18 protein-coding genes and 1 tRNA gene are annotated in these 20,332 nt (G+C 71.2%); 16 read left to right on the top strand and 3 right to left on the bottom strand.

The window, feature by feature from the left end:
- Positions 1-16: 16 nt before the first annotated feature.
- Positions 17-1,060 (bottom strand): LysR substrate-binding domain-containing protein, encoded by a 1,044-nt coding sequence (locus EDF24_RS15490; protein ID WP_123704005.1) that lies wholly within the window; start codon positions 1,058-1,060, stop codon positions 17-19.
- Positions 1,061-1,130: 70 nt separating this feature from the next.
- Here EDF24_RS15490 and EDF24_RS15485 point away from each other — a divergent pair, with 70 nt between their 5' ends.
- The 4 genes from EDF24_RS15485 (at position 1,131) to EDF24_RS15470 (ending at position 4,562) form a co-directional block, all read left to right on the top strand.
- Positions 1,131-2,156, top strand: coding sequence for an aminotransferase class V-fold PLP-dependent enzyme (locus EDF24_RS15485; RefSeq protein ID WP_123704002.1), 1,026 nt, complete (start codon positions 1,131-1,133; stop codon positions 2,154-2,156).
- Between the two features lie 59 nt (positions 2,157-2,215).
- Positions 2,216-3,601 carry a glycine--tRNA ligase gene (locus EDF24_RS15480; protein WP_123704136.1) on the top strand — a complete coding sequence of 462 codons (1,386 nt, stop codon included), beginning with the start codon at positions 2,216-2,218 and terminating at the stop codon, positions 3,599-3,601.
- 65 nt (positions 3,602-3,666) lie between these two features.
- On the top strand, positions 3,667-4,383 hold the full coding sequence (locus EDF24_RS15475) for a DsbA family protein (RefSeq protein ID WP_123704000.1): 717 nt from the start codon (positions 3,667-3,669) through the stop codon (positions 4,381-4,383).
- Complete coding sequence (locus EDF24_RS15470; protein WP_123703998.1) at positions 4,380-4,562, top strand: hypothetical protein; 183 nt, start codon at positions 4,380-4,382, stop codon at positions 4,560-4,562. The genes EDF24_RS15475 and EDF24_RS15470 overlap by 4 nt, the downstream gene beginning before the upstream one ends.
- A gap of 9 nt (positions 4,563-4,571) precedes the next feature.
- Here the strand turns inward: EDF24_RS15470 and EDF24_RS15465 are convergent, their stop codons facing one another.
- A complete protein-coding gene (locus tag EDF24_RS15465) occupies positions 4,572-5,057 on the bottom strand; it encodes an aminoacyl-tRNA deacylase (RefSeq protein WP_123703996.1) in 486 nt (161 codons plus the stop codon).
- 47 nt (positions 5,058-5,104) lie between these two features.
- Here EDF24_RS15465 and dusB point away from each other — a divergent pair, with 47 nt between their 5' ends.
- The 11 genes from dusB (at position 5,105) to EDF24_RS15410 (ending at position 18,618) form a co-directional block, all read left to right on the top strand.
- Positions 5,105-6,259 carry a tRNA dihydrouridine synthase DusB gene (gene dusB / locus EDF24_RS15460; RefSeq protein WP_123653153.1) on the top strand — a complete coding sequence of 385 codons (1,155 nt, stop codon included), beginning with the start codon at positions 5,105-5,107 and terminating at the stop codon, positions 6,257-6,259.
- Positions 6,256-7,536 carry a deoxyguanosinetriphosphate triphosphohydrolase gene (locus EDF24_RS15455; protein ID WP_123653154.1) on the top strand — a complete coding sequence of 427 codons (1,281 nt, stop codon included), beginning with the start codon at positions 6,256-6,258 and terminating at the stop codon, positions 7,534-7,536. The genes dusB and EDF24_RS15455 overlap by 4 nt, the downstream gene beginning before the upstream one ends.
- Before the next feature lie 39 nt (positions 7,537-7,575).
- Positions 7,576-9,504: a DNA primase gene (gene dnaG / locus EDF24_RS15450; RefSeq protein ID WP_123703994.1), complete on the top strand. Its 1,929-nt coding sequence runs from the start codon at positions 7,576-7,578 to the stop codon at positions 9,502-9,504.
- Positions 9,505-10,201: 697 nt separating this feature from the next.
- Positions 10,202-11,821 carry an ABC transporter substrate-binding protein gene (locus EDF24_RS15445; protein ID WP_123703992.1) on the top strand — a complete coding sequence of 540 codons (1,620 nt, stop codon included), beginning with the start codon at positions 10,202-10,204 and terminating at the stop codon, positions 11,819-11,821.
- A gap of 95 nt (positions 11,822-11,916) precedes the next feature.
- Complete coding sequence (locus tag EDF24_RS15440; protein ID WP_243698359.1) at positions 11,917-12,987, top strand: ABC transporter permease; 1,071 nt, start codon at positions 11,917-11,919, stop codon at positions 12,985-12,987.
- Between the two features lie 2 nt (positions 12,988-12,989).
- The gene (locus tag EDF24_RS15435; RefSeq protein ID WP_123653158.1) at positions 12,990-13,994 is read left to right on the top strand and encodes an ABC transporter permease; all 1,005 of its coding nucleotides are present in this window, start codon (positions 12,990-12,992) and stop codon (positions 13,992-13,994) included.
- A gap of 14 nt (positions 13,995-14,008) precedes the next feature.
- The gene (locus tag EDF24_RS15430; protein ID WP_123653814.1) at positions 14,009-15,703 is read left to right on the top strand and encodes an ABC transporter ATP-binding protein; all 1,695 of its coding nucleotides are present in this window, start codon (positions 14,009-14,011) and stop codon (positions 15,701-15,703) included.
- 173 nt (positions 15,704-15,876) lie between these two features.
- Positions 15,877-16,761: an ATP-binding cassette domain-containing protein gene (locus EDF24_RS15425; RefSeq protein WP_123653159.1), complete on the top strand. Its 885-nt coding sequence runs from the start codon at positions 15,877-15,879 to the stop codon at positions 16,759-16,761.
- Positions 16,758-17,768, top strand: coding sequence for a D-isomer specific 2-hydroxyacid dehydrogenase family protein (locus tag EDF24_RS15420; RefSeq protein WP_123703990.1), 1,011 nt, complete (start codon positions 16,758-16,760; stop codon positions 17,766-17,768). Before EDF24_RS15425 ends, EDF24_RS15420 begins: the two co-directional genes overlap by 4 nt.
- 128 nt (positions 17,769-17,896) lie before the next feature.
- A tRNA-Asn gene (locus EDF24_RS15415) sits at positions 17,897-17,969 on the top strand.
- A 157-nt stretch (positions 17,970-18,126) separates the two neighbouring features.
- Entirely contained in the window at positions 18,127-18,618 is a 492-nt protein-coding gene (locus tag EDF24_RS15410) for a hypothetical protein (RefSeq protein ID WP_123703988.1), read from the top strand.
- A gap of 49 nt (positions 18,619-18,667) precedes the next feature.
- Here the strand turns inward: EDF24_RS15410 and def are convergent, their stop codons facing one another.
- Complete coding sequence (gene def / locus EDF24_RS15405) at positions 18,668-19,243, bottom strand: peptide deformylase (protein ID WP_123703986.1); 576 nt, start codon at positions 19,241-19,243, stop codon at positions 18,668-18,670.
- Positions 19,244-19,282: 39 nt separating this feature from the next.
- Between def and EDF24_RS15400 the strand changes: the two genes are divergently transcribed.
- Positions 19,283-20,197: a DMT family transporter gene (locus EDF24_RS15400; RefSeq protein ID WP_185021687.1), complete on the top strand. Its 915-nt coding sequence runs from the start codon at positions 19,283-19,285 to the stop codon at positions 20,195-20,197.
- The last annotated feature ends 135 nt before the right edge of the window (positions 20,198-20,332 follow it).

The raw sequence follows: 20,332 nt of genomic DNA, 5'->3' as shown, positions 1-20,332 counted from the left end.
GACGGCGAGCCGCGCATCAGGCGAGCAGGGTGGCGGCGGCGCGCACGGCGTCCAGCGTCGCGCGGACGCTCGGGACGCGCTCGGCGCCGCGTGCGACGACGACCTCGACGCGGCGGGCCAGGTCCTCGTCGACCGGGTCGATCGACACGCCCGCGGGGATGACCGTCGTCGCGAGCGCCAACCGGGGGAGCAGCGCCACCCCGAGCCCGGCGGCGACGAGTCCCACGACGGCAGCGGCGTTGTCGGTCTCGAGCACGATGTCCGGCGTGAACCCGGCTGTTGCGCACGAGGCGAGGAGGTGCCCACGGCAGCGCGGGCACCCGCCGATCCAGCGCGCGCCACGCTGGGACGCGAGGTCGACGACCGTGGTGCCGGCCACGGAGGATGCCGGACCGGCGGCGCGGACGTGGTCCGGGCCTCCAGGCCGAACGGACGCGACGGACGCGACGGACGCACCAGACGCGACGGACGCGACGGACGCACCAGACGACACGGACGCGGCGGACGGCACCGCCGCGACAGGCGTGACCAGCGCGAGCGGGTCCCGACCGAGCGCCCGCGTCACGAGCGCCGGGTCCGGCACCGCCGCCACCTCGTCCCCGACGTAGGTGAACGTCAGCGCCACGTCGACCTCCCCGCGCCGCAGCAGGTCGAGCGCCTCGGGCGGTTCGACCTCGACGTAGGAGGTGCTGAGCCCCGGCACCGACACCGCGAGCGACGCCAGCACGGCGGGCACGAGCGTCGAGGAGGCGCTCGGGAACCCGGCGATCCGCACCCGCCCCCGGGTGAGCCCGCCGATCGCGTCGAGGTCCTCGCGCGCTGCCGTCAACGCGGCGTGCACGTGCAGGGCGTGGTCGGCGAGGACGACCCCCGCCTCGGTGAGCGTCACGCCGCGCGCCCCGCGGAGCACGAGCGTGTGCCCGAGTCGCTGTTCGGCGCGCTGCAGCAGCTGGCTGACGGCGGGCTGGCTGTAGCCGAGCGCCGCGGCGGCCCCGGTGATCGACCCGGCGTCGGCCACGGCGCGGAGCACGCGGAGGAGTTGCGGGTCGAGGTCGGACACAACGCGATGTTATGGCACTGCGAACCAAGCTGTCCTGGTGTGATGGTCACGAGCGGAACACCATGGCCGCATGGACTCCTACGTCGACGGCCACGGGTACCTCGCCGCCTGCACCGCCGGGCTCCCGACGCACGGCACGCTCGCCGCGATGCGCGCCGACCTCGACGAGTGGGGCGGCGCGGCGTCGAGCCCGACCCGGTACGGCGCCCTGGTCGAGGAGGGCCGCGCCCTCTTCGCCCGGATCGTCGGCGTCCCGGCCGAGCTCGTCGCGACGGGCTCGCAGACCTCCGCGATGACCGCCGTCGTCGCCGCGGCACTGCCGGACGGCGCGGAGGTCCTCGTGCCGGACGGCGACTTCAGCTCGATCGTGTTCCCGTTCCTCGCGCAGGCGCACCGCGGGATCCGCGTGCGCAGCGTCCCGCTCGACGCCCTGGCCGGCAGCGTGCACGCCGACACGGCACTCGTCGCCTGGTCCGCCGTGCAGTCCGCCACCGGAGCGGTCGCCGACTCCGCCGCGATCGTCACGGCGGCGCGCGCGGCCGGGGCCCGCACGCTGTGCGACCTGACCCAGGCCGCCGGCGTCCTGCCGGTCTCCGCGGCTCCCTTCGACGTCACGGTGACGCACGCGTACAAGTGGCTCTGCGCCCCGCGTGGCGTCGCCTTCATGACCGTCTCCCCGGAAGCGCTCGCCTGGCTCCGGCCGGTGCAGGCCGGCTGGTACGCCGGCGAGGACGTCTGGTCCTCCTGCTACGGCCCCGCGATGCGACTCGCCGAGGACGCCCGCCGGTTCGACGTCTCCCCGGCCTGGCAGGCCTGGCCCGGCGCGGTCGCCGCCCTGCGGCACGTCGCGTCCCTCGACACGGCATCGGCCTGGAGGCACGCCATGCGTCTCGCGGACCGGCTCGCCGTCGCGATGGGGTCGCCCCCGCGGGCCCAGGCCATCGTGACCTTCCCGGACGCGTCCGGTGCGGGGCTGGCGGCGCTCGGCGCTGCGGGGATCACGGCGTCGGGGCGGGCGGGGCGGCTGCGGCTCGCGTTCCACCACTGGAACGACGAGTCCGACGTGGACGCCGTCGTCGCCGTGCTCTCCCGTTAGTCTGGCCGGGTACGTTTTTCGCACCGGGCATCCAGCTCGGCGACCTGATGGAGTTCTCCTTGGCTCAGCCCTCCCGTCTCGACTCGGTCATCGCCCTCGCCAAAGGCCGTGGGTTCGTCTTCCAGTCGGGTGAGATCTACGGCGGTTCCCGGTCCGCCTGGGACTACGGGCCCCTCGGTGTGGAGCTGAAGGAGAACATCAAGCGACAGTGGTGGCAGCGGTTCGTCCGCGGCCGTGGCGACATGGTCGGCCTCGACTCCGCCGTGATCCTGCCCCGCAAGGTGTGGGAGGCCTCCGGCCACGTCGCGACCTTCACCGACCCACTGGTCGAGTGCCTGCACTGCCACCACCGCTTCCGTGAGGACCACCTCATCGACGCCTTCGTGGCGAAGAAGGGCCGCCAGCCCGAGGGCGGCATGGCGGAGATCGCCTGCTCGAACTGCGGCACCCGCGGCCAGTGGACCGAGCCCCGCGAGTTCTCCGGGATGCTCAAGACCTACCTCGGCCCGGTCGAGTCCGAAGAGGGCCTGAACTTCCTCCGTCCGGAGACCGCGCAGGGCATCTTCGTCGACTTCGCGCAGGTCGTCACGACCAGCCGGATGAAGCCCCCGTTCGGCATCGGTCAGGTCGGCAAGGCGTTCCGCAACGAGATCACCCCCGGCAACTTCATCTTCCGGACGCGCGAGTTCGAGCAGATGGAGATCGAGTACTTCGTACCGCCGGCCTCGGCCGAGGAACACTACGAGCAGTGGATCGCCGACTCGGTCGCCTGGTACACGGACCTCGGCATCGATCCGGAGAACCTCCGCCGCTTCGACGTCCCGGACGGGGAGCGCGCGCACTACTCCGACGCCACCGCCGACATCGAGTACCGCTTCGGCTTCCAGGGCTCCGAGTGGGGCGAGCTCATGGGTGTCGCGAACCGCACCGACTTCGACCTCAACAACCACATCGAGGCGTCCGGCAAGGACCTCCGGTTCTTCGACCAGGCCGCCAACGAGAAGTACGTGCCGTACGTCATCGAGCCGTCGTTCGGCCTGACCCGTGCGCTGATGGCGTTCCTGCTCGACGCGTACCACGAGGACGAGGCCCCGAACGCGAAGGGCGGCGTCGACAATCGCACCGTCCTGCGCCTCGACCCGCGTCTGGCCCCGGTCAAGGCCGCGGTGCTGCCGCTGTCCCGCAACGAGCAGCTCTCGCCCGTCGCCCGCGGTCTCGCCGACGACCTCCGGAAGACCTGGAACGTGGACTTCGACGACGCCGGTGCGATCGGTCGTCGCTACCGTCGCCACGACGAGATCGGCACGCCGTTCTGCATCACGGTCGACTTCGACACGCTCGAGGACAAGGCCGTCACGGTGCGCGAGCGCGACACGATGAGCCAGGAGCGCGTGTCGCTCGACCAGCTGCAGGGCTACCTCGCCGCCCGACTCATCGGCGCGTAGTCACGCCAGTCCGACGCGGCCGTGTCCCCGGGAATGCCGGGGGCACGGCCGCGTTGTCGTTGAGCATGAGCGACAGCGTCATCAACGACAGCGTCATCAACGACGGCGGCAGCAACGACAGCGTGAAGGTCGATGTCTGGTCCGACATCGCCTGTCCCTGGTGCTACATCGGCAAGCGGAAGTTCGAGGCCGGAGTCGCCGCGTTCGGCGGGCCCGTCGAGGTCGAGTACCACTCCTTCGAACTGAGCCCGGACACACCCGTCGACTTCGAGGGCACCGAGGCGGAGTTCCTCTCCGGCCACAAGGGCATGCCCGTCGACCAGGCGCAGCAGATGCTCGACCAGGTCACCGCGATCGCCGCATCGGTCGGTCTCGACTACGACTTCGAGTCGATGCACCACACCAACACCGTGCAGGCACACCAGGTCATCCACCTCGCGAAGGAGCACGGCAAGCAGCTCGAGATGGTCGAGCGGCTGTTCGCGGCGTACTTCGAGCGCGGTGAGCACGTCGGGCAGGAGTCCTCGCTGGCGGACCTGGCTGCGGAGATCGGGCTCGACCGCGACGAGGTGCTCGCCACCCTGCGCGACGACGCGAAGCTCGCCGACGTCCGGGCCGACCAGGCGCAGGCACAGGCGTACGGCATCAACGGCGTGCCGTTCTTCGTCATCGACGGCAAGTACGGCGTCTCCGGCGCGCAGGACCCGGCAGCGTTCGAGCAGGTGCTGCGCCAGGTCGTCGAACTGCGGGAGCAGCCCGCGGACGTGGAGGCGACCCGATGACGGACCTCGACGTGCGTGGCGGGGCCACGCCGGGCCTCCAGGCGGTACAGCCCGGCACCAGTCTGGAGGCTGTCCCGGGCCTGGTCCCGCTGCTCACCGGGGGTGCAGCACCGGTCTGCGAGGGCGACTCGTGCTTCGTGCCGGGCGCCGAGGGTGACTGGTCCGAGGTCCCGGACTAGGTCACTCGCCTAGGCGCGCGCGGGTTCCTCGTCGGTGATGTCGGCGACCGTCGCGCCGTAGGCGGCGATGAGGTCGTCGGCGTCGACGAAGGCGCTCGCGCCGCGCCGGCCGGCGCCGAGGGCGACCCGGCGGCCGACGATGCGCTCGTCGGCGAAGACCGGCAGGTCGCCGGTCGCGCCGATCGGGGTGATCGTGCCGCGTTCGTAGCCGGAGGCCTCGAGCGCGGTGGCGGCGTCGGGCATCGAGAGCTTGTTGACACCGACCAGGGTGCGGAGCTTCTTCCACGCGATGCTGCGGCCGCCGGGCACCAGCGCGAGGACGAAGTCGCCGTCGTGGCGCTTCACGACGAGCGTCTTCACGATGTCGCCCGGGCTGATCCCGAGGAGGTCCGCCGCCTCGGCGAGGGAGTTCGCGGCGGGACGTTCGACCACCTCGACGCGCAGTCCTCGGGCTGCGGCGTCGGCGTCGAACCGGGCGATGGGGTCGGTCGTCATGTGGAGAACGCTACCGGCGCCTGCCGACGTGGGAGAATGGAGACCGTATGACCATCACACAAGCCCCCCGGAAGCCCCTGCGCATCGGCCCGATCGAGGTCGATGTGCCGGTCGTGCTCGCGCCGATGGCGGGCATCACGAACATGGCGTACCGCCGGCTCTGCCGCGAGTACGGCGCCGGTCTGTACGTCTGCGAGATGATCACCTCGCGCGCGCTCGTCGAACGGACGCCCGTGTCGATGCAGCTCATCCAGCACCACGAGTCCGAGACCCCGCGGTCCATCCAGCTCTACGGCGTCGAGCCGAACACCGTGGCCGAAGCCGCGACGATCCTCGTCGGCGAAGACCGTGCCGACCACATCGACCTGAACTTCGGGTGCCCGGTGCCGAAGGTGACGCGGAAGGGCGGGGGAGCGGCACTGCCGTGGAAGCTCGACCTCTTCAAGGACCTCGTCGAGAAGACGGTCCGCGCCGCCGGCGACGTGCCGGTCACGGTGAAGATGCGCAAGGGCATCGACGCCGACCACCTCACCTACCTCGACGCCGCCCGCATCGCGCGGGACGCCGGCGTCGCCGCGGTCTCGCTGCACGCCCGCACCGCGAACGAGCACTACTCGGGGCAGGCCGACTGGTCCGCCATCGCCACGCTGAAGGAAGCCGTCACCGACATCCCGGTGCTCGGCAACGGCGACATCTGGTCGGCGGCCGACGCACTCCGGATGGTCGACGAGACCGGCTGCGACGGCGTCGTCGTCGGGCGTGGATGCCTCGGACGGCCCTGGCTGTTCGGCGACCTCGCGGCGGCGTTCCGCGGTGAGGGCCTCCGCTACATGCCCTCGCTCGGCGAAGTGGCGGACGGGTTCCGTCGGCACGCCGAGCTGCTCGTCGAGTTCTTCGGGTCCGAAGAGCACGGCTGCCGCGACATCCGGAAGCACGTGGCCTGGTACTTCAAGGGGTACCCGATCGGCGGCGACGTCCGCTCCGGGCTCTCCATGGCCTCCTCGCTGCAGGAGATCGACGACCTGCTCGGCCAGCTCGACGCGGACGCCCCGTACCCGGGTGCCGACGCCGAGGGTCCCCGTGGCCGTGCCGGTCACCCGAAGCGGACGGCGCTGCCCGACCGCTGGCTCGAGACCCGCGACGTCGACGCCGAGTTCCGCAAGGTCCTCGCCGCCGCCGAACTGCACCACAGCGGCGGATGAGCGCCCTGTCGTCCTACGGCCCAGCCGACGCCGAACGCTGGCTCCCCGAAGAACACGGCAACCGCCGTTCGGACTTCGCGCGCGACCGTGCCCGGCTGCTGCACTCCAGCGCGCTCCGGCGCCTCGCCGCGAAGACCCAGGTGCTCAGCCCGACGACCGGGCTCGACTTCGCCCGGAACCGGCTCACCCACTCGCTCGAGGTGGCGCAGGTCGGCCGTGAACTCGCGGACTCCCTCGGGCTCGACCCCGACGTCGTCGACACGGCGTGCCTGGCGCACGACATCGGGCACCCGCCGTTCGGCCACAACGGCGAGACCGCGGTGAACGCGTGGGCAAGGGACATCGGCGGGTTCGAGGGGAACGCGCAAACGCTGCGGCTCCTCACCCGGCTCGAGCCGAAGGTGTACGGCGCCGGGGACCGCCCCTACGGCTTGAACCTCACCAGGGCGTCGCTCGACGCGTCGTGCAAGTACCCGTGGCCGGCGGCCCAGGGCGTGGCCGAGTCGTCGTCCGGACGCACGAAGTTCGGCTTCTACGACGACGACCACGCCGCGTTCGAGTGGCTCCGCGCCGGCGCTCCCCGACGGCAGCGCTGCATCGAGGCCCAGGTGATGGACCTCTCCGACGACATCGCCTACTCCGTCCACGACTTCGAGGACGCCGTCGTCGCCGGGTTCATCGACGTCGCCGCCCTCGGGGACCGCGTCGGTGAGAACGACATCGTGTCGGCCATGCACGCCTGGGTCGGGGACGACCTCAGCCGGGACGAACTGCTCGAGGCGTTCGACCGGCTCCGCGCCCTGCCGCTGTGGATGACCTCGTACGACGGCTCCCGTCGGGACGCCGCGCGGCTGAAGAACCTCACCTCGCAGCTCATCGGCCGCTTCGCCCGCACGGCGACCGCCGCCACCCGCCAGGCGTACGCATCCGGGTCACTCGTCCGGTTCGCCGCGTCGGTCGTCACCCCGCCGGAGATCATCGGCGAGATCGCGGTGCTCAAGGGCATCGTCGCGGCGTTCGTGATGACCCAGGGCGACCGGCAGCCCGTGTACGAAGAGCAGCGGCGCATCCTCACCGAGCTGCTCGACGCGCTCGCACACGGCGGGGACGCCGCGCTCGAGCCCGGGTTCGCCGCGGACTGGCGACAGGCGCAGGACGACACCGGGCGGCTCCGCGCCGTCGTCGACCAGGTCGCGAGCCTCACGGACCAGGGCGCCCTCGCGTGGCACCGGCGGCTCGTGGTGGGGGAGCGGGAGACCGTCCACATCCCCGTCTGAGCGGTCGGCGGCGTCCCCGGTCCGAACTAAGATCGTGGGGTGGCTGGACTCATCGCGCGGAACGACATCGACGAGGTCCGCGCGCGCGTGAACATCGCCGACGTCGTCGGTGACTACGTCACGCTGAAGTCCGCCGGGGTGGGGTCCTTGAAGGGCCTGTGCCCGTTCCACGACGAGCGCTCCCCGTCCTTCCACGTCCGTCCCCAGGTCGGCCGGTACCACTGCTTCGGCTGCGGTGAAGACGGCGACGTCTTCAGTTTCATCATGAAGCAGGACCACACCACCTTCTCCGAAGCGGTGGAGCGGATGGCCGCGAAGATCGGCTTCACGCTCCACTACGAAGAAGGCGACGGGCCGCGCACCGACTACAACACCCGCGCCCGGCTGATCGCCGCGAACGAAGCCGCGCTGCAGTTCTACATCGCGCAGCTCACCACGCCGGCGGCCGATCCGGCACGACGCTTCCTCGGCGAACGCGGCTTCGACCCGTCGGCCGCGCAGCACTTCGGCGTCGGCTTCGCGCCGAAGTCGTTCGACGCGCTGAAGGACCACCTCAAGGGCCGCGGCTTCACGATGGAAGAACTCACGTCCGCGGGGCTCGTCAGCCAGGGGGACCGCTCCCCGTACGACCGCTTCCGCGGCCGCCTGATGTGGCCCATCCGCGACGTCACGGGTGCCACGATCGGCTTCGGCGCACGTCGCCTGCTCGAGGACGACAAGGGCCCGAAGTACCTGAACACCCCGGACACGCCGATCTACCACAAGAGCCAGGTGCTCTACGGCATCGACCTCGCCCGCCGCGACATCTCGAAGCAGAAGCAGGTCGTCATCGTCGAGGGGTACACCGACGTGATGGCGTGCCACCTCGCCGGGATCACGACCGCGGTGGCCACGTGCGGCACCTCGTTCGGCGTCGACCACATCAAGGTCCTCCGGCCGATGCTCGGCGACGTCGGTGGCGGCGACCCGAACGCCAACGGTGAGGTCGTCTTCACGTTCGACCCCGACGAAGCCGGGCAGCGTGCCGCTTCCCGCGCCTTCGCGGAAGAGCAGCGGTTCGCCGCGCAGACCTACGTGGCCGTGGCACCGGGTGGGCTCGACCCGTGCGACCTCCGGCTCGCCCGGGGCGACGACGCGATCCGGCGGCTGGTCACGAACAAGCGGCCGATGTTCGAGTTCATGATCCGGCGAACGCTCGACGGCCACGACCTCGAGACCGTCGAAGGGCGTGTCGCCGCGCTGCGGTCCGCCGCGCCGGTGCTCGCCGGGATCCGTGACCGCTCGCTCACGCAGGGGTACGTCCGGGAGCTCGCGGGGTGGCTCGGCATGGAGATGGCCGAGGTCCGACGGGCCGTCGACGGTGCGCGCCGTGCGTCCTCGTCGTCGGGGTCGTCGGGGTCGTCGTCCGGCGGTGGGCGCGGAGTCCCCGTCGGACAGGCCGGACCCGGCGGACAGATGGTCGCACCGCTCGACGAACCCGTCGCGGGCATCCGATCGCTGCCGAACGACCCGATCACCCGGATGGAGCGCGACGCCGTGATGGCGATGGTGCAGCAGCCGACGTCGGTCGGGGCGCCGCTCCTCGGGCTCGCCGCAGCGGCGACGTTCTCGGCGCCGATGCTCGCCGTCGTGCGGGACGCCGTGGTCGCCAACGTCGACGCGCTCGGGCGGTCGGACTGGCTCGACCGCCTGACCTCGGACGTGCCGGCGCCGGTCCGTGGCCTCGTGTCGGAGCTCGCGCTCGCGCCGATCCCCGCGCGCAACGACGAGGACCTCGCGATCTACTGCCGGGGCATCGTCGTGGCGCTGGTCGAGCGGGACCTGCTCGCACGCAAGGCCTCGCTCCTCGGGCAGCTGCAGCGCGCGGACCCGAACGAGCACGCCGATCGTCGGGCGGACCTCCAGCGCCAGCTCGTCGACATCGACGCCCAGCGCATGCGCTTGCGCGCCGACGCCCAGGCGTCGTAGGCGCTGCGCTGCGCTGCCGCGCGCGGCCGCGCGGCCGCGCTCTGCGCGCTGCGCTGCGCTGCGCGCTGCCGCGCGCCGGAGTCGCACCGTGCGAGGTTCCGTACACCGTGGGAGCCGCCGGGCGCCGCACCGAGTACGGAACCTCGCACGCTGCGTGCGCCGGACCCGCGGCCTCGCACGGTGCGGGGCACGCGCCCCCTGCGCGCCCGCGAGGCGCGCTGGGCGGGCGTGGCGGAGGTGGGTCGCGCCTCCAGGCCGCTGGAGGAGGGATCCGACGGCCCGGGCGCCGGTGAGATCGCACCTGGTGTCGCTTCGGCCAGCGGGACCCGACACGAAGTGCGATCTCACCGCCTGCCCGCCTGCCCGCCTGCCCGCCTGCCCGCCGGCCCGCCCGCCCGCCGGCCTGCCCGCCTGCCCGCCCGCCGGCCCGCCGGCCTGCCGGCCAGCCGGCCCGCCGGCCAGCCGGCCCGCCGGCGGCCGCGTTGCGGGACGCAACAAGCGTGCGCGGAGCGCCGCGCGTCGAGGCGGAATCATGCGTCACGCGCGGGACTCTTGCGTTACAGCGGTGTAACAAAACCGTCCCCGCCGAAGAAAGTTCCGTGGCAGGGTGTCTCTCAATGAGTGTCCCGGCCGGGCACACAGCAGTTCCACCGTCCGGCCCGGGGCTCCTGCAACCATGACCAGAGAGGCATCGGATATGGCATCCGTGACCAAGTGGGGCAAGCGCACGATCGCGCTCGGCGCCGGAGCAGCAGCGACGGCGCTGGTGCTCACCGGCTGCGCGGGCGGCAGCGGCTCGTCCACCACCGACCTGAACGGCCTGATCATCGGCACGACCGACTCGATCACGTCGCTCGACCCGGCCGGCTCGTACGACAACGGCTCGTTCGCCGTGCAGAACCAGGTGTTCCCCTTCCTGATGAACACCCCGGTCGGCAGCCCGGACGTCAAGCCGGACATCGCGACCAAGGGCGAGTTCACGAACCCGACGACCTACACGGTCACGCTCAAGAAGGGGCTCGAGTTCGCGAACGGCAACAAGCTCACCTCGAGCGACGTGAAGTTCTCGTTCAACCGTGAACTGAAGATCAACAACGAGAACGGCCCGCAGTCGCTGCTCGCCAACCTCAAGAGCATCGACACGCCGGACGCCACCACCGTGGTGTTCAACCTCGACCACGCGGACCAGACCTGGCCGCAGGTGCTGTCGAGCCCGGCCGGCCCGATCGTCGACGAGGACGTCTTCTCCGCCACGAAGCTCACCCCCGCGGCGGACATCGTCAAGGGCAACGCGTTCGCCGGTCAGTATGAGATCACCTCGTACAAGGAGAACCAGCTCATCCAGTACAAGGCGAACAGCAAGTACGACGGGCTGCTCGGCAAGGCGAAGACGAGCGAGGTGACGGCCAACTACTACACGAAGGAGACCGACCTCAAGCTCGCGGTCCAGAAGGGCGACGTCGACGTGGCGTACCGCTCCCTGACCCCGACGGACATCGCGTCGCTCCGCAAGGACGACAAGCTGACGGTCACGGACGGCCCCGGCGGCGAGATCCGCTACCTGGTCTTCAACTTCAAGTCCCAGCCCTTCGGCACCGGCCAGTCCGACGCCGACGCGAAGAAGGCCCTCGCGGTGCGCTCGGCCGTCGCGGACGTCGTCGACCGTGACGCGCTCGCGAAGGAGGTCTACAACAACACGTACACGCCGCTGTACTCGATGGTGCCGGACGGCCTCACGGGTGCCGCGACGCCGTTCAAGTCGCTCTACGGCGACGGCAACGGCGCCCCGGACGTCGACAAGGCCAAGAAGGCCCTCAGCGACGCCGGTGTCTCCGGCAAGGTCCAGCTCGACATCCAGTACGCACCGGACCACTACGGTTCGGCGTCGGACGACGAGTACGCGCTCCTCAAGACGCAGCTCGAGAAGTCGGGCCTGTTCACCGTGAACATCCAGTCGACGGTCTACACGACCTACGCCCAGGAGCGCACGAAGGACTCGTACCCGGAGTACCAGCTCGGTTGGTTCCCGGACTTCTCGGACGCGGACAACTACCTGTCGCCGTTCTTCACGAAGGAGAACTTCGTGCAGAACCACTACGACGACAGCGTGATCCAGGACCTCATCGCCCAGGAGCAGGCGGAGTCCGACCCGACCAAGCGTGCGGACCTCATCGAGCAGGCCCAGCAGCGTGAGGCGACGCAGATCTCCACGCTGCCGCTGCTGCAGGGCAAGTCCGTGGCGGTCGCGAGCAAGGACGTGAAGGGCCTCAAGCTCGACGCCTCGTTCAAGTTCCGGTACGCGACGCTCAGCAAGTAACCCGACGAACGACAGGGGGCGCTCCCACGAGGGGCGCCCCCTGTCGGCGTCATCCGAAAGGCACCCATCCCGTGACCCTCACGAACCCCGAGGCGATCGACACGGAGCCCACGAAGCCACAGGCACAGCGACGTGCCAACGGCGGCGGCGGCATCGGTCGGTACATCCTCATCCGCTTCCTCCTCATCTTCCCGACCGTCTTCATCCTGGTGACGCTCGTGTTCTTCCTGATGCGCATCATCGGGAACCCGATCGTCGCCTCGGTCGGCGGTCGGCTCACCCAGGCGCAGCTGCAGGAACGCCTGCACGCCGCCGGGTACGACCGGCCGGTCATCGTCCAGTACCTGGAGTACCTCGGCAACATCGCCCGCGGTGACTTCGGGACGACGGCGACGGACCACCGCCCGATCACCGAGATCATCGTCACGTACGGCGGTGCCACGGCGGAGCTCGTCTTCTACGCGCTCATCGTCGCGCTCGTGCTCGGCATCCCGCTCGGCATGCTCGCCGCGTACCTGCGCGACAAGTGGCCGGACGTGCTCCTCCGCGCGCTGGCGATCCTGACCTACGCGACCCCGGTGTTCTTCGGCGGTCTGCTCATGAAGCTCGTGTTCTCGGTGTGGCTCGGGTGGCTGCCGCTCGGCGACCGGGCATCGACGCGTGTGGAGCTGGCGCTCGACCAGGTCCCCGGCGCGACGGGCATCTACATCATCGACGCGCTCCGCACGGGCAACGGCCAGATCATCGGCGACGTCCTGCTGCACGCGGTGCTGCCCGCGCTGACGCTGGGCCTGCTGACCGCCGGCATCTTCCTGCGCCTGGTGCGCGCCAACATGATCGGCTCGCTCGGCTCGGAGTACGTCGACGCCGCCCGGTCCCGCGGCGTCCGCGAGTCCCGGCTGGTCCGGACCCACGCGTTCCGTCCGGCGCTCGTCCCGATCATCACGGTGATGGGGCTCCAGATCGCCATGCTGCTCGGCGGCTCGGTCCTCACCGAGACCACGTTCGGCTGGCGCGGGCTCGGCTTCGAGCTCAACCAGTACCTGTCGGCCCGTGACTTCGTCGCGGTCCAGGGCATCGTCGCGATGCTCGCGGTGATCGTGGCGGTGACGAACTTCGTCGTCGACGTGGTCGCGGCCCTGATCGACCCGAGAGTGAGGTTCTGAACATGTCCGACACCACACTCGTCGACCGTCACGAGCCGCTGTGGAAGCGCCTGCCCGTCGTCGTCCAGCTGCGCCGGAGCACCGGGTGGCAGCGCGCGATGCTCATCGTCGGCGTGGTCATCTGCGCCGTCTACCTCATCGTCGCGGTGTTCGCTCCGCTCATCGCCCCGTACGGCTTCGGCCAGCTGCAGGGTGACGACGGCGTGAGCTTCCCGCGCACCGGCGCCCCGAGTCCCGAGCACATCTGGGGCACGACCGTCGGCGGCTTCGACGTGTTCAGCCGCGTCGTGTTCGGTACCCGGACCGCCGTCCTCGTCGTCATCGTGGCGGTCATCGTCTCGATCATCATCGGCGTGCTGCTCGGCATGGTCTCCGGCTACATCGGCGGGTGGCTCGACCGGGTCCTCGTCGTGGTCGCGGACGCGATCTACGCGTTCCCGTCGCTGCTCCTGGCGATCGTCGTCTCGATCGTCGTCTCCGGCGGCAACTCGAGCTACTACGGCGGCATCACGGCGGCGGCGATCTCGATCACCGTGGTCTACGTGCCGCAGTACTTCCGCGTGGTCCGTGCCGAGGCGGTCCGGCTGAAGAACGACGCGTTCGTCGAGTCGGCTCGCGTGATGGGCACGAACCCGTGGCGGATCATGACGCGGCACGTGCTCCGGAACTCGACCCGTTCGCTGCCGCTCATCCTGACGCTCAACGCCTCGGACGCGATCCTGACCCTGGCCGGCCTCGGCTTCCTCGGGTTCGGCATCGGCCCGACAGCGGGTGCCGAGTGGGGCTACGACCTCAGCCGCGCGCTGTCCGACGTCGCGTCCGGCGTCTGGTGGACCGGTGTCTACCCGGGTGTCGCGATCGTGGTCCTGGTCCTCGGGGTCACGTTCATCGGCGAGAGCCTCAACGACATCTCCGATCCCCGCCTGCGTGCGCGCCGGCGGCTGAAGCAGCTCGTGAGCACCCGCGACAAGCGTGGCACCACCGGAACGGAAGGGGCCGCAGCATGAGCACCCCCAGCAGCATGAGCACCCCCAGCAGCAAGAGCACCGCCAACACCACCGAGCCCGTCGTCGTCGTCGACGACCTCACCGTCACCTTCGCGACCGACGGCGGCGCCGTCGACGCGGTCAAGGGCGTCAGCCTCGACGTCCGCCCCGGCGAGGTCCTCGCCCTGGTCGGCGAGTCGGGCTCCGGCAAGTCGGTCACGGCCAGGAGCATGCTCCGCCTGATGCCGGAGACGGCGACCCTCGGCGGCGCGGTGCTCCTCGACGGCACCGACGTGGTCACGGTCGGCTCGCAGAAGCTCCGGGAGCTCCGCGGCACCGCGGGCGCGATGGTCTTCCAGGAACCCTCGACGGCCCTCAACCCGGTGTTCACCGTCGGGTGGCAGATCGCCGAGGGGCTCCGCGCCCACGGCGGCGTCTCGAGGAAAGAGGCCCGGGCGAAGGCGATCGACTACCTCGGCCGGGTCGGCATCCCCGACCCCGAGGTCCGCGTCGACCACTACCCGCACCAGTTCTCCGGCGGGCAGAAGCAGCGCGTCGTGATCGCCAGCGCGCTCGCCCTCGAGCCGAGCGTGATCATCGCCGACGAGCCGACCACGGCCCTCGACGTGACGGTGCAGGCGGAGATCCTCGACCTGCTGCGCCGGTGCCGTGACGAGTTCGGCACGGCGATCGTCATCATCACGCACAACATGGGCGTCGTCGCCGACCTGGCAGACCGCGTCGCCGTGATGTACCAGGGCGAGGTCGTCGAGGAAGCCCCCGTCGCCGAGCTCTTCGGGAACCCGCAGGCCGACTACACGAAGCGCCTGCTGGCGGCGGTGCCCCGGCTCGAGTCGTCGACGGGGGTCGCCCGGCGGGCCATCATCGCCGAGGACGTCGAACCCGTCGTCGAGGCCCGGGCGCTCGAGATCGAGTACCCCGGCCGGCTCGGTGCGCACGCGTTCAAGGCCGTCAAGGGCGTCGACCTGGCGATCCGTCCCGGCGAGGTCCTCGGCCTGGTGGGGGAGTCCGGCTCCGGCAAGACCACCATCGGCCGTGCCATCGCGGGGCTGACGCGGGTCACCGGCGGTTCCCTCCGGGTCCTCGGCACCGAGATGCTCGGGTACCGCGAGCGGGACTTCAAGCGGCTCAGGAAGGACATCGGGTTCGTGTTCCAGGACCCGGCGACGTCCTTCAACCCGCTGCTCACGATCGCCGAGTGCGTCGCCGAGCCGCTCGTCGTGCACGGCGTGGCGTCCTCGCCGCGTGCGGCGCGCAAGCAGGTCGACGAGCTCATGGAGGCGGTCCAGCTCCCCGCGGCGTACGGCGACCGGTACCCGCACGAGCTGTCCGGCGGGCAGCGCCAGCGCGCGTCGCTCGCCCGGTCGCTCGCGCTCCGGCCGAAGCTCCTCATCGCCGACGAGCCGACGAGCGCGCTCGACGTGTCGGTGCAGGCGCGGGTGCTGGAGCTCTTCCTCGAGCTGCAGCAGGACTTCGGCTTCGCCTCGCTGTTCATCAGCCACGACCTCGCGGTCGTCGGTGCGCTCTCCGACCGGATCGCGGTGCTGTACCGCGGCGATCTGGTCGAGACGGGCACCACCGCCGAGGTCCTCGGCTCGCCGCAGCACCCCTACACGCAGCGACTCCTGGCGTCGCTGCCGGTGCCGGACCCGGCGGAGCAGGCCGAGCGACGGCGTACGCTGGAGCGACTGGAGCAGGCAGGGGCCTGATCGCCGTCTGTGGTTCAGCAGACGGGCCCTGATCAGGTCCAGCCGGGAGGCGCGACGCACGTCGACGACGCGAGTCGCGCCTCCAGGCTGTCGGCCCCAGAGCACCACGTACGTCGCGCGGATCGGCCTCCGTCTCCGCGCTGCGCCGCCAGGGGCGGTGCGGAAGGGGTTCCATGATCGGGGTCAACGACCCGGCCGTCGTCGCGGACGACGTCTCCATCGAGTACCGGGTGCCGGGAGCGCGCCCGATCCGGGCGGTGGACGGCGTCAGCCTGACCGTCCGCAGCGGGGAGATCCTCGCGGTGCTGGGGGAGTCCGGCTCCGGCAAGTCCAGCTTCGCCGCCGCGGTCGCCGGCCAGCTCGGTGCCCGCGGTGAGGGGGAGGGCGCGCATCGTCGCCACATCGTCGGTGGTGAGCTGAGCGTCCTCGGGCAGAAGATGCGTGGGCTCCGGGCGTCGTCCCGTCGGCTCGCCCGACTGACCGGACGGATCGGGTACCTCTCGCAGGACGCCGCCGACCGGCTGAGCCCCGACCTGACCGTCGGTGAGGCGATCGCGGAGCCGATCTACGCCCGTGACCGCCGTTTCGACCGGAAAGAGGCCGGACTCATCGTCGCCCGGCTCGTCGACGCGGTGCACCTGCCGCTCGGTGTGATGCGCCTCAACACGTGGGAGCTCTCGAGCGGGCAGCGGCAGCGGGTGGCCCTCGCCCAGGCGCTCGTCCTCGAACCGCAGCTGCTCGTCGCCGACGAACCCGCCCGCGGCGTCGACGTCCTCGTCCGCCAGTCCGTGCTCGAGGCCCTCGCCGGACTGCAGCGGAACCGGCAGTTCTCCGCCGTCGTGGTCTCGAGCGACCTCCGCGAAGCCCGTGCGCTCGCGGACCGCGTCGCCGTCATGAACGAGGGTCGACTCGTCGGCCTCGGCACCTTCGACGACGTGCTCGACAGCCCCGTCGACCCCTACGTCCGGACGCTCGCCTCGACGGCGGCGCGCCCGGTGAAGCGTCCCGCCGCGGCCGGCGGGTCCGGCCCCCGCACGTCCCGACAGGAGCAGTCATGACCGACACCGACGTCCAGCCCCGCGGCCACCGCGCCGTCGTGACCGATGCCGGTGCGCCGCTGCCGGTCCCGCCGCCCGCCGCCGGGCCGATCGCGATCCTGCCGTCGCCCGCCGAGCTGCACGTCTCCGCGGTGGAGGCCGCTGGCGGCACCGTCGCAGCGCTCGGGCCCGACACGCGCGGCATCGTCTGGCTCGACCCGCATGACCCGTCCGGGCTCGCCGCCGCACTCGACTCGGCACCGTCCGTGGCCTGGGTGCAGCTGCCGTTCGCCGGCGTGGATGCCTTCGCGTCGCTGATCGCGTCGCACGGGGACTCGGTGCTGTTCACCTCGGCGAAGGGCGCCTACGCGGAGCCGGTCGCCGAGCACGCCCTCGCGCTGACGCTCGCGACGCTGCGGGTCCTGCCCGCACGCGCCCGTGCGAGGTCCTGGGCGACGAAGCCCGAGGGCGTGTCGCTCTACGGCCGCTCCGTCGTCGTGATCGGCGCCGGTGGCATCGCGCTCGAGTACCTCCGGCTGCTCGCGCCGTTCGACGTCGACGTCACCGTGGTGCGGCGCTCGTCCGCGCCGGTGCCCGGTGCTGCCCGCACCGTGACCACCGACCAGCTCGACGAGGTCCTGCCCACCGCGGACGTCGTGATGATCGCGGCCGCGATGACCTCGGGCACGTCGAAGCTCTTCGGCGCGCACCAGTTCTCGATCATGCAGCCGTCCGCACGCCTGGTGAACATCGCCCGCGGCGGACTCGTCGACACCGACGCGCTCGTCGATGCGCTGCACGCGGGGGAGATCGCCGGCGCCGGGGTCGACGTGACCGACCCGGAGCCGCTGCCCGACGGGCACCCGCTGTGGGACGCGCCCGGCGCGATCATCACGCCGCACCAGGCCGACACGCCGGAGATGGTGGCGCCGCTGCTCGCCGAGCGGGTGCGGGTGAACGTCGCCGCGTTCCTCGGCGGCGCGGGCGAGGGCTTCGTCGGCGTCGTGGACCCCGTCGCCGGGTACTGAGGCGCGGCTGCGCGGCGCGGCACGCGGCGCGGCACGCCCGGGGTGCGTGCCCGATGCGCGGGGCGCGGCCGATGTCCTGCTATGCTGTTACCCGTTGTTCAGACCGGCTCGACCGGCAGCGCAACTGATCCTCGATAGCTCAATTGGCAGAGCAGCCGGCTGTTAACCGGCAGGTTGTTGGTTCGAGTCCAACTCGGGGAGCATCAGACCCCCACCGTTCGCGGTGGGGGTCTTCGTGTTTCCCAGGACGTGTTTCCAGGACGTGTGTTCCTGCGCGCCGCTCGGGGCGTCCGGGTTCTCGGTCGTCTCTTGGCTCGTCCACGGCCGGGCCACCGGGACAAGCTGTTAGCGTTCACAGGTGCACTCCCTCCGCCGAACCGCCGCAGCAGCGCTCTGTGCGGCTGCGCTCGCGGTCCTCGTCAGCGGGTGCACGTCCGGCGCCGAGTCGGAACCGGACGACTCCGTGGACCGCACGCCGTCGTCGGAGATCGCCGCGTCGGGGACCTCGCCGATCGTGTTCGCGTTCGTGTGCGACGTCGACGGCTCGGACCGCACCGAGACCTACACGACGTACTCCGCGGTGTGGCAGGACGAGCGCACCGAGTGCCGAGCCGAACGGATCACCGGGACCGAGGCGTCGGCGCAGCAGCAGGCAGCGCTCGATGCGGCGGCGGGGGAGTCCACGCTCGAGCAGCTCGCCAGCGGTTGCGCGGTCACCGGGGTGTCGCCGTGGACCTCGACGATCCAGTCCGCGTCCGCCGCCGACACGGCCGCCGGCCTGGCGCTCTACTGCCCCGGGCATCCGCAGATGGACCACCTGCAGGACGCGATCGCCGCCTACCGGGGCTGAGCCGAGCCTCCTGGCCGGTGCCCGTCGTCGGTCGGCGTGCGGACCGGCGTCAGCCCTCGGGGTGGTCCCGGCCGGGGAGCCAGGACTTGCCGGGGCCGCCCCAACTGTTCTTCTTGACGGCCTTCTGGACCTGCTTCGGGTACGGGTGGCCGAGTCGGTCGGCGTAGAGCAGGCCGTCGAGGTGGTCGTACTCGTGCTGGAAGATCCGCGCGAGCCAGCCGTGCGCCTCGATCTCGAACGGTTCGCCGTGCTCGTCGAACGCGCGGAGGAGCGCGCCCTCGGAGCGGCGCAGCGGGAAGCGGAGGCCCGGGATGGAGAGGCAGCCCTCGGACTCCTCGTCCTCGTCGAGTTCCTCCACAGCCTCGGGTTCGGCCGGAGTGATCCACAGGACGGGGTTGATCGCCGCGCCGCGCCACTGCACCTCGTCATCATCGACGAATGAGTACACGAAGAGCCGCTTGCCCACCCCGACCTGCGGGCCGGCCAGCCCGACACCCGGTGCCAGGTCCATGGTCTCGAACATGTCCGCCACCAGGGTGCGGAGTCCGTCGTCGAAGGCGGTGACCTCCGCGGCGCGTTCGTGCAGGACGGGTTCACCGGTGATCCGGATCGGGAGGACGGCCATTCACCCAGGTTATCGGGAGGAGTCGGATAGCCTCGACGCGTGACGAGCGACCTGCAGATCCCGGACGCCGTGAGCAACCTCACCCCGTTCCAGGCCCTCATGATCCCCGTCGCGTTGATCGGGGCGGTGTTCCTCTCGCTCGGGGCGCAGTTCCAGAGCCGCGGGGTCAAGCGGGTCGAGGCCCGGCTGGGCAAGCAGTCCAAGGGGCTCAGCGTCCGACACATCGTCGGGCTGGTCTCGAGCGGCTACTGGGTGCTGGGCACCCTGATGCTCGGCATCGCGGTCGTCCTGCAGCTGATCAGCATCACGTTCGCGCCGCTCATCGTCGTGCAGCCACTCGGAGCGGTCGCACTGGTCATCACGACGTGGTTCTCCTCACGGTCCTCCGGGGTCCCGCTCGGCCGGCGTGCCCGCCGTGCGGTGTGGACGTGCATCATCGGCGTCGGGATCTTCGTGGGCATCGCGGCGTTCGTCGGGCACGAGAGCCCGATCACCCGGTCGCAGCTGATCACGGTCCTGGTGATCCTGGCGGTCGTGCTGATCCTGGTGCTGGTGTCGTTCCGGGTCGTGGCCAAGCACAAGAGCGCGCTGTACTACATCATCGGCGCCGGGGTCCTCTACGGGTTCGTGGCGACCCTGGCCAAGGTCACGCTGAACCGGTTCGTGAACCACACCTTCGACTGGTTGACCGTCCTGGCGATCATCGGCGTCGTCGTCGCGGCGTCGCTCGGCGGGTACTTCGTGCAGAACGCGTACTCGGCGGGCTCAGCGGACCTCGTCATCGCCGGGCTCACCGTGGTCGACCCGATCGTCGCCGTCGGCATCGGGGTGATCGTCCTCGGAGAAGCGGACGGGGCACCACCGATCGCGGTGTTCGGGTTCGTGGTCGCTGCCGCGATCGCGGTCACCGGGGTGTTCCTCCTCGCCAAACACCACCCGGAGGCACAGCGGTAACCACTGCGCCGCACCCTCGGGTGCCGTCCTCCTCTGGCAGGGGGCACCGTCAGCCGCGCGGCGGACGTGCTCGCGCATCGGCGTACGGTAGCGTTTCAGACCCAGACCAGCCCGGTACCAGCACCACCACCGGTA

Origin of the sequence: Curtobacterium sp. PhB130, from assembly GCF_003755165.1 — a bacterium.
Classification (GTDB): domain Bacteria; phylum Actinomycetota; class Actinomycetes; order Actinomycetales; family Microbacteriaceae; genus Curtobacterium.
This window is presented reverse-complemented; position numbering and strand designations above follow the sequence as displayed.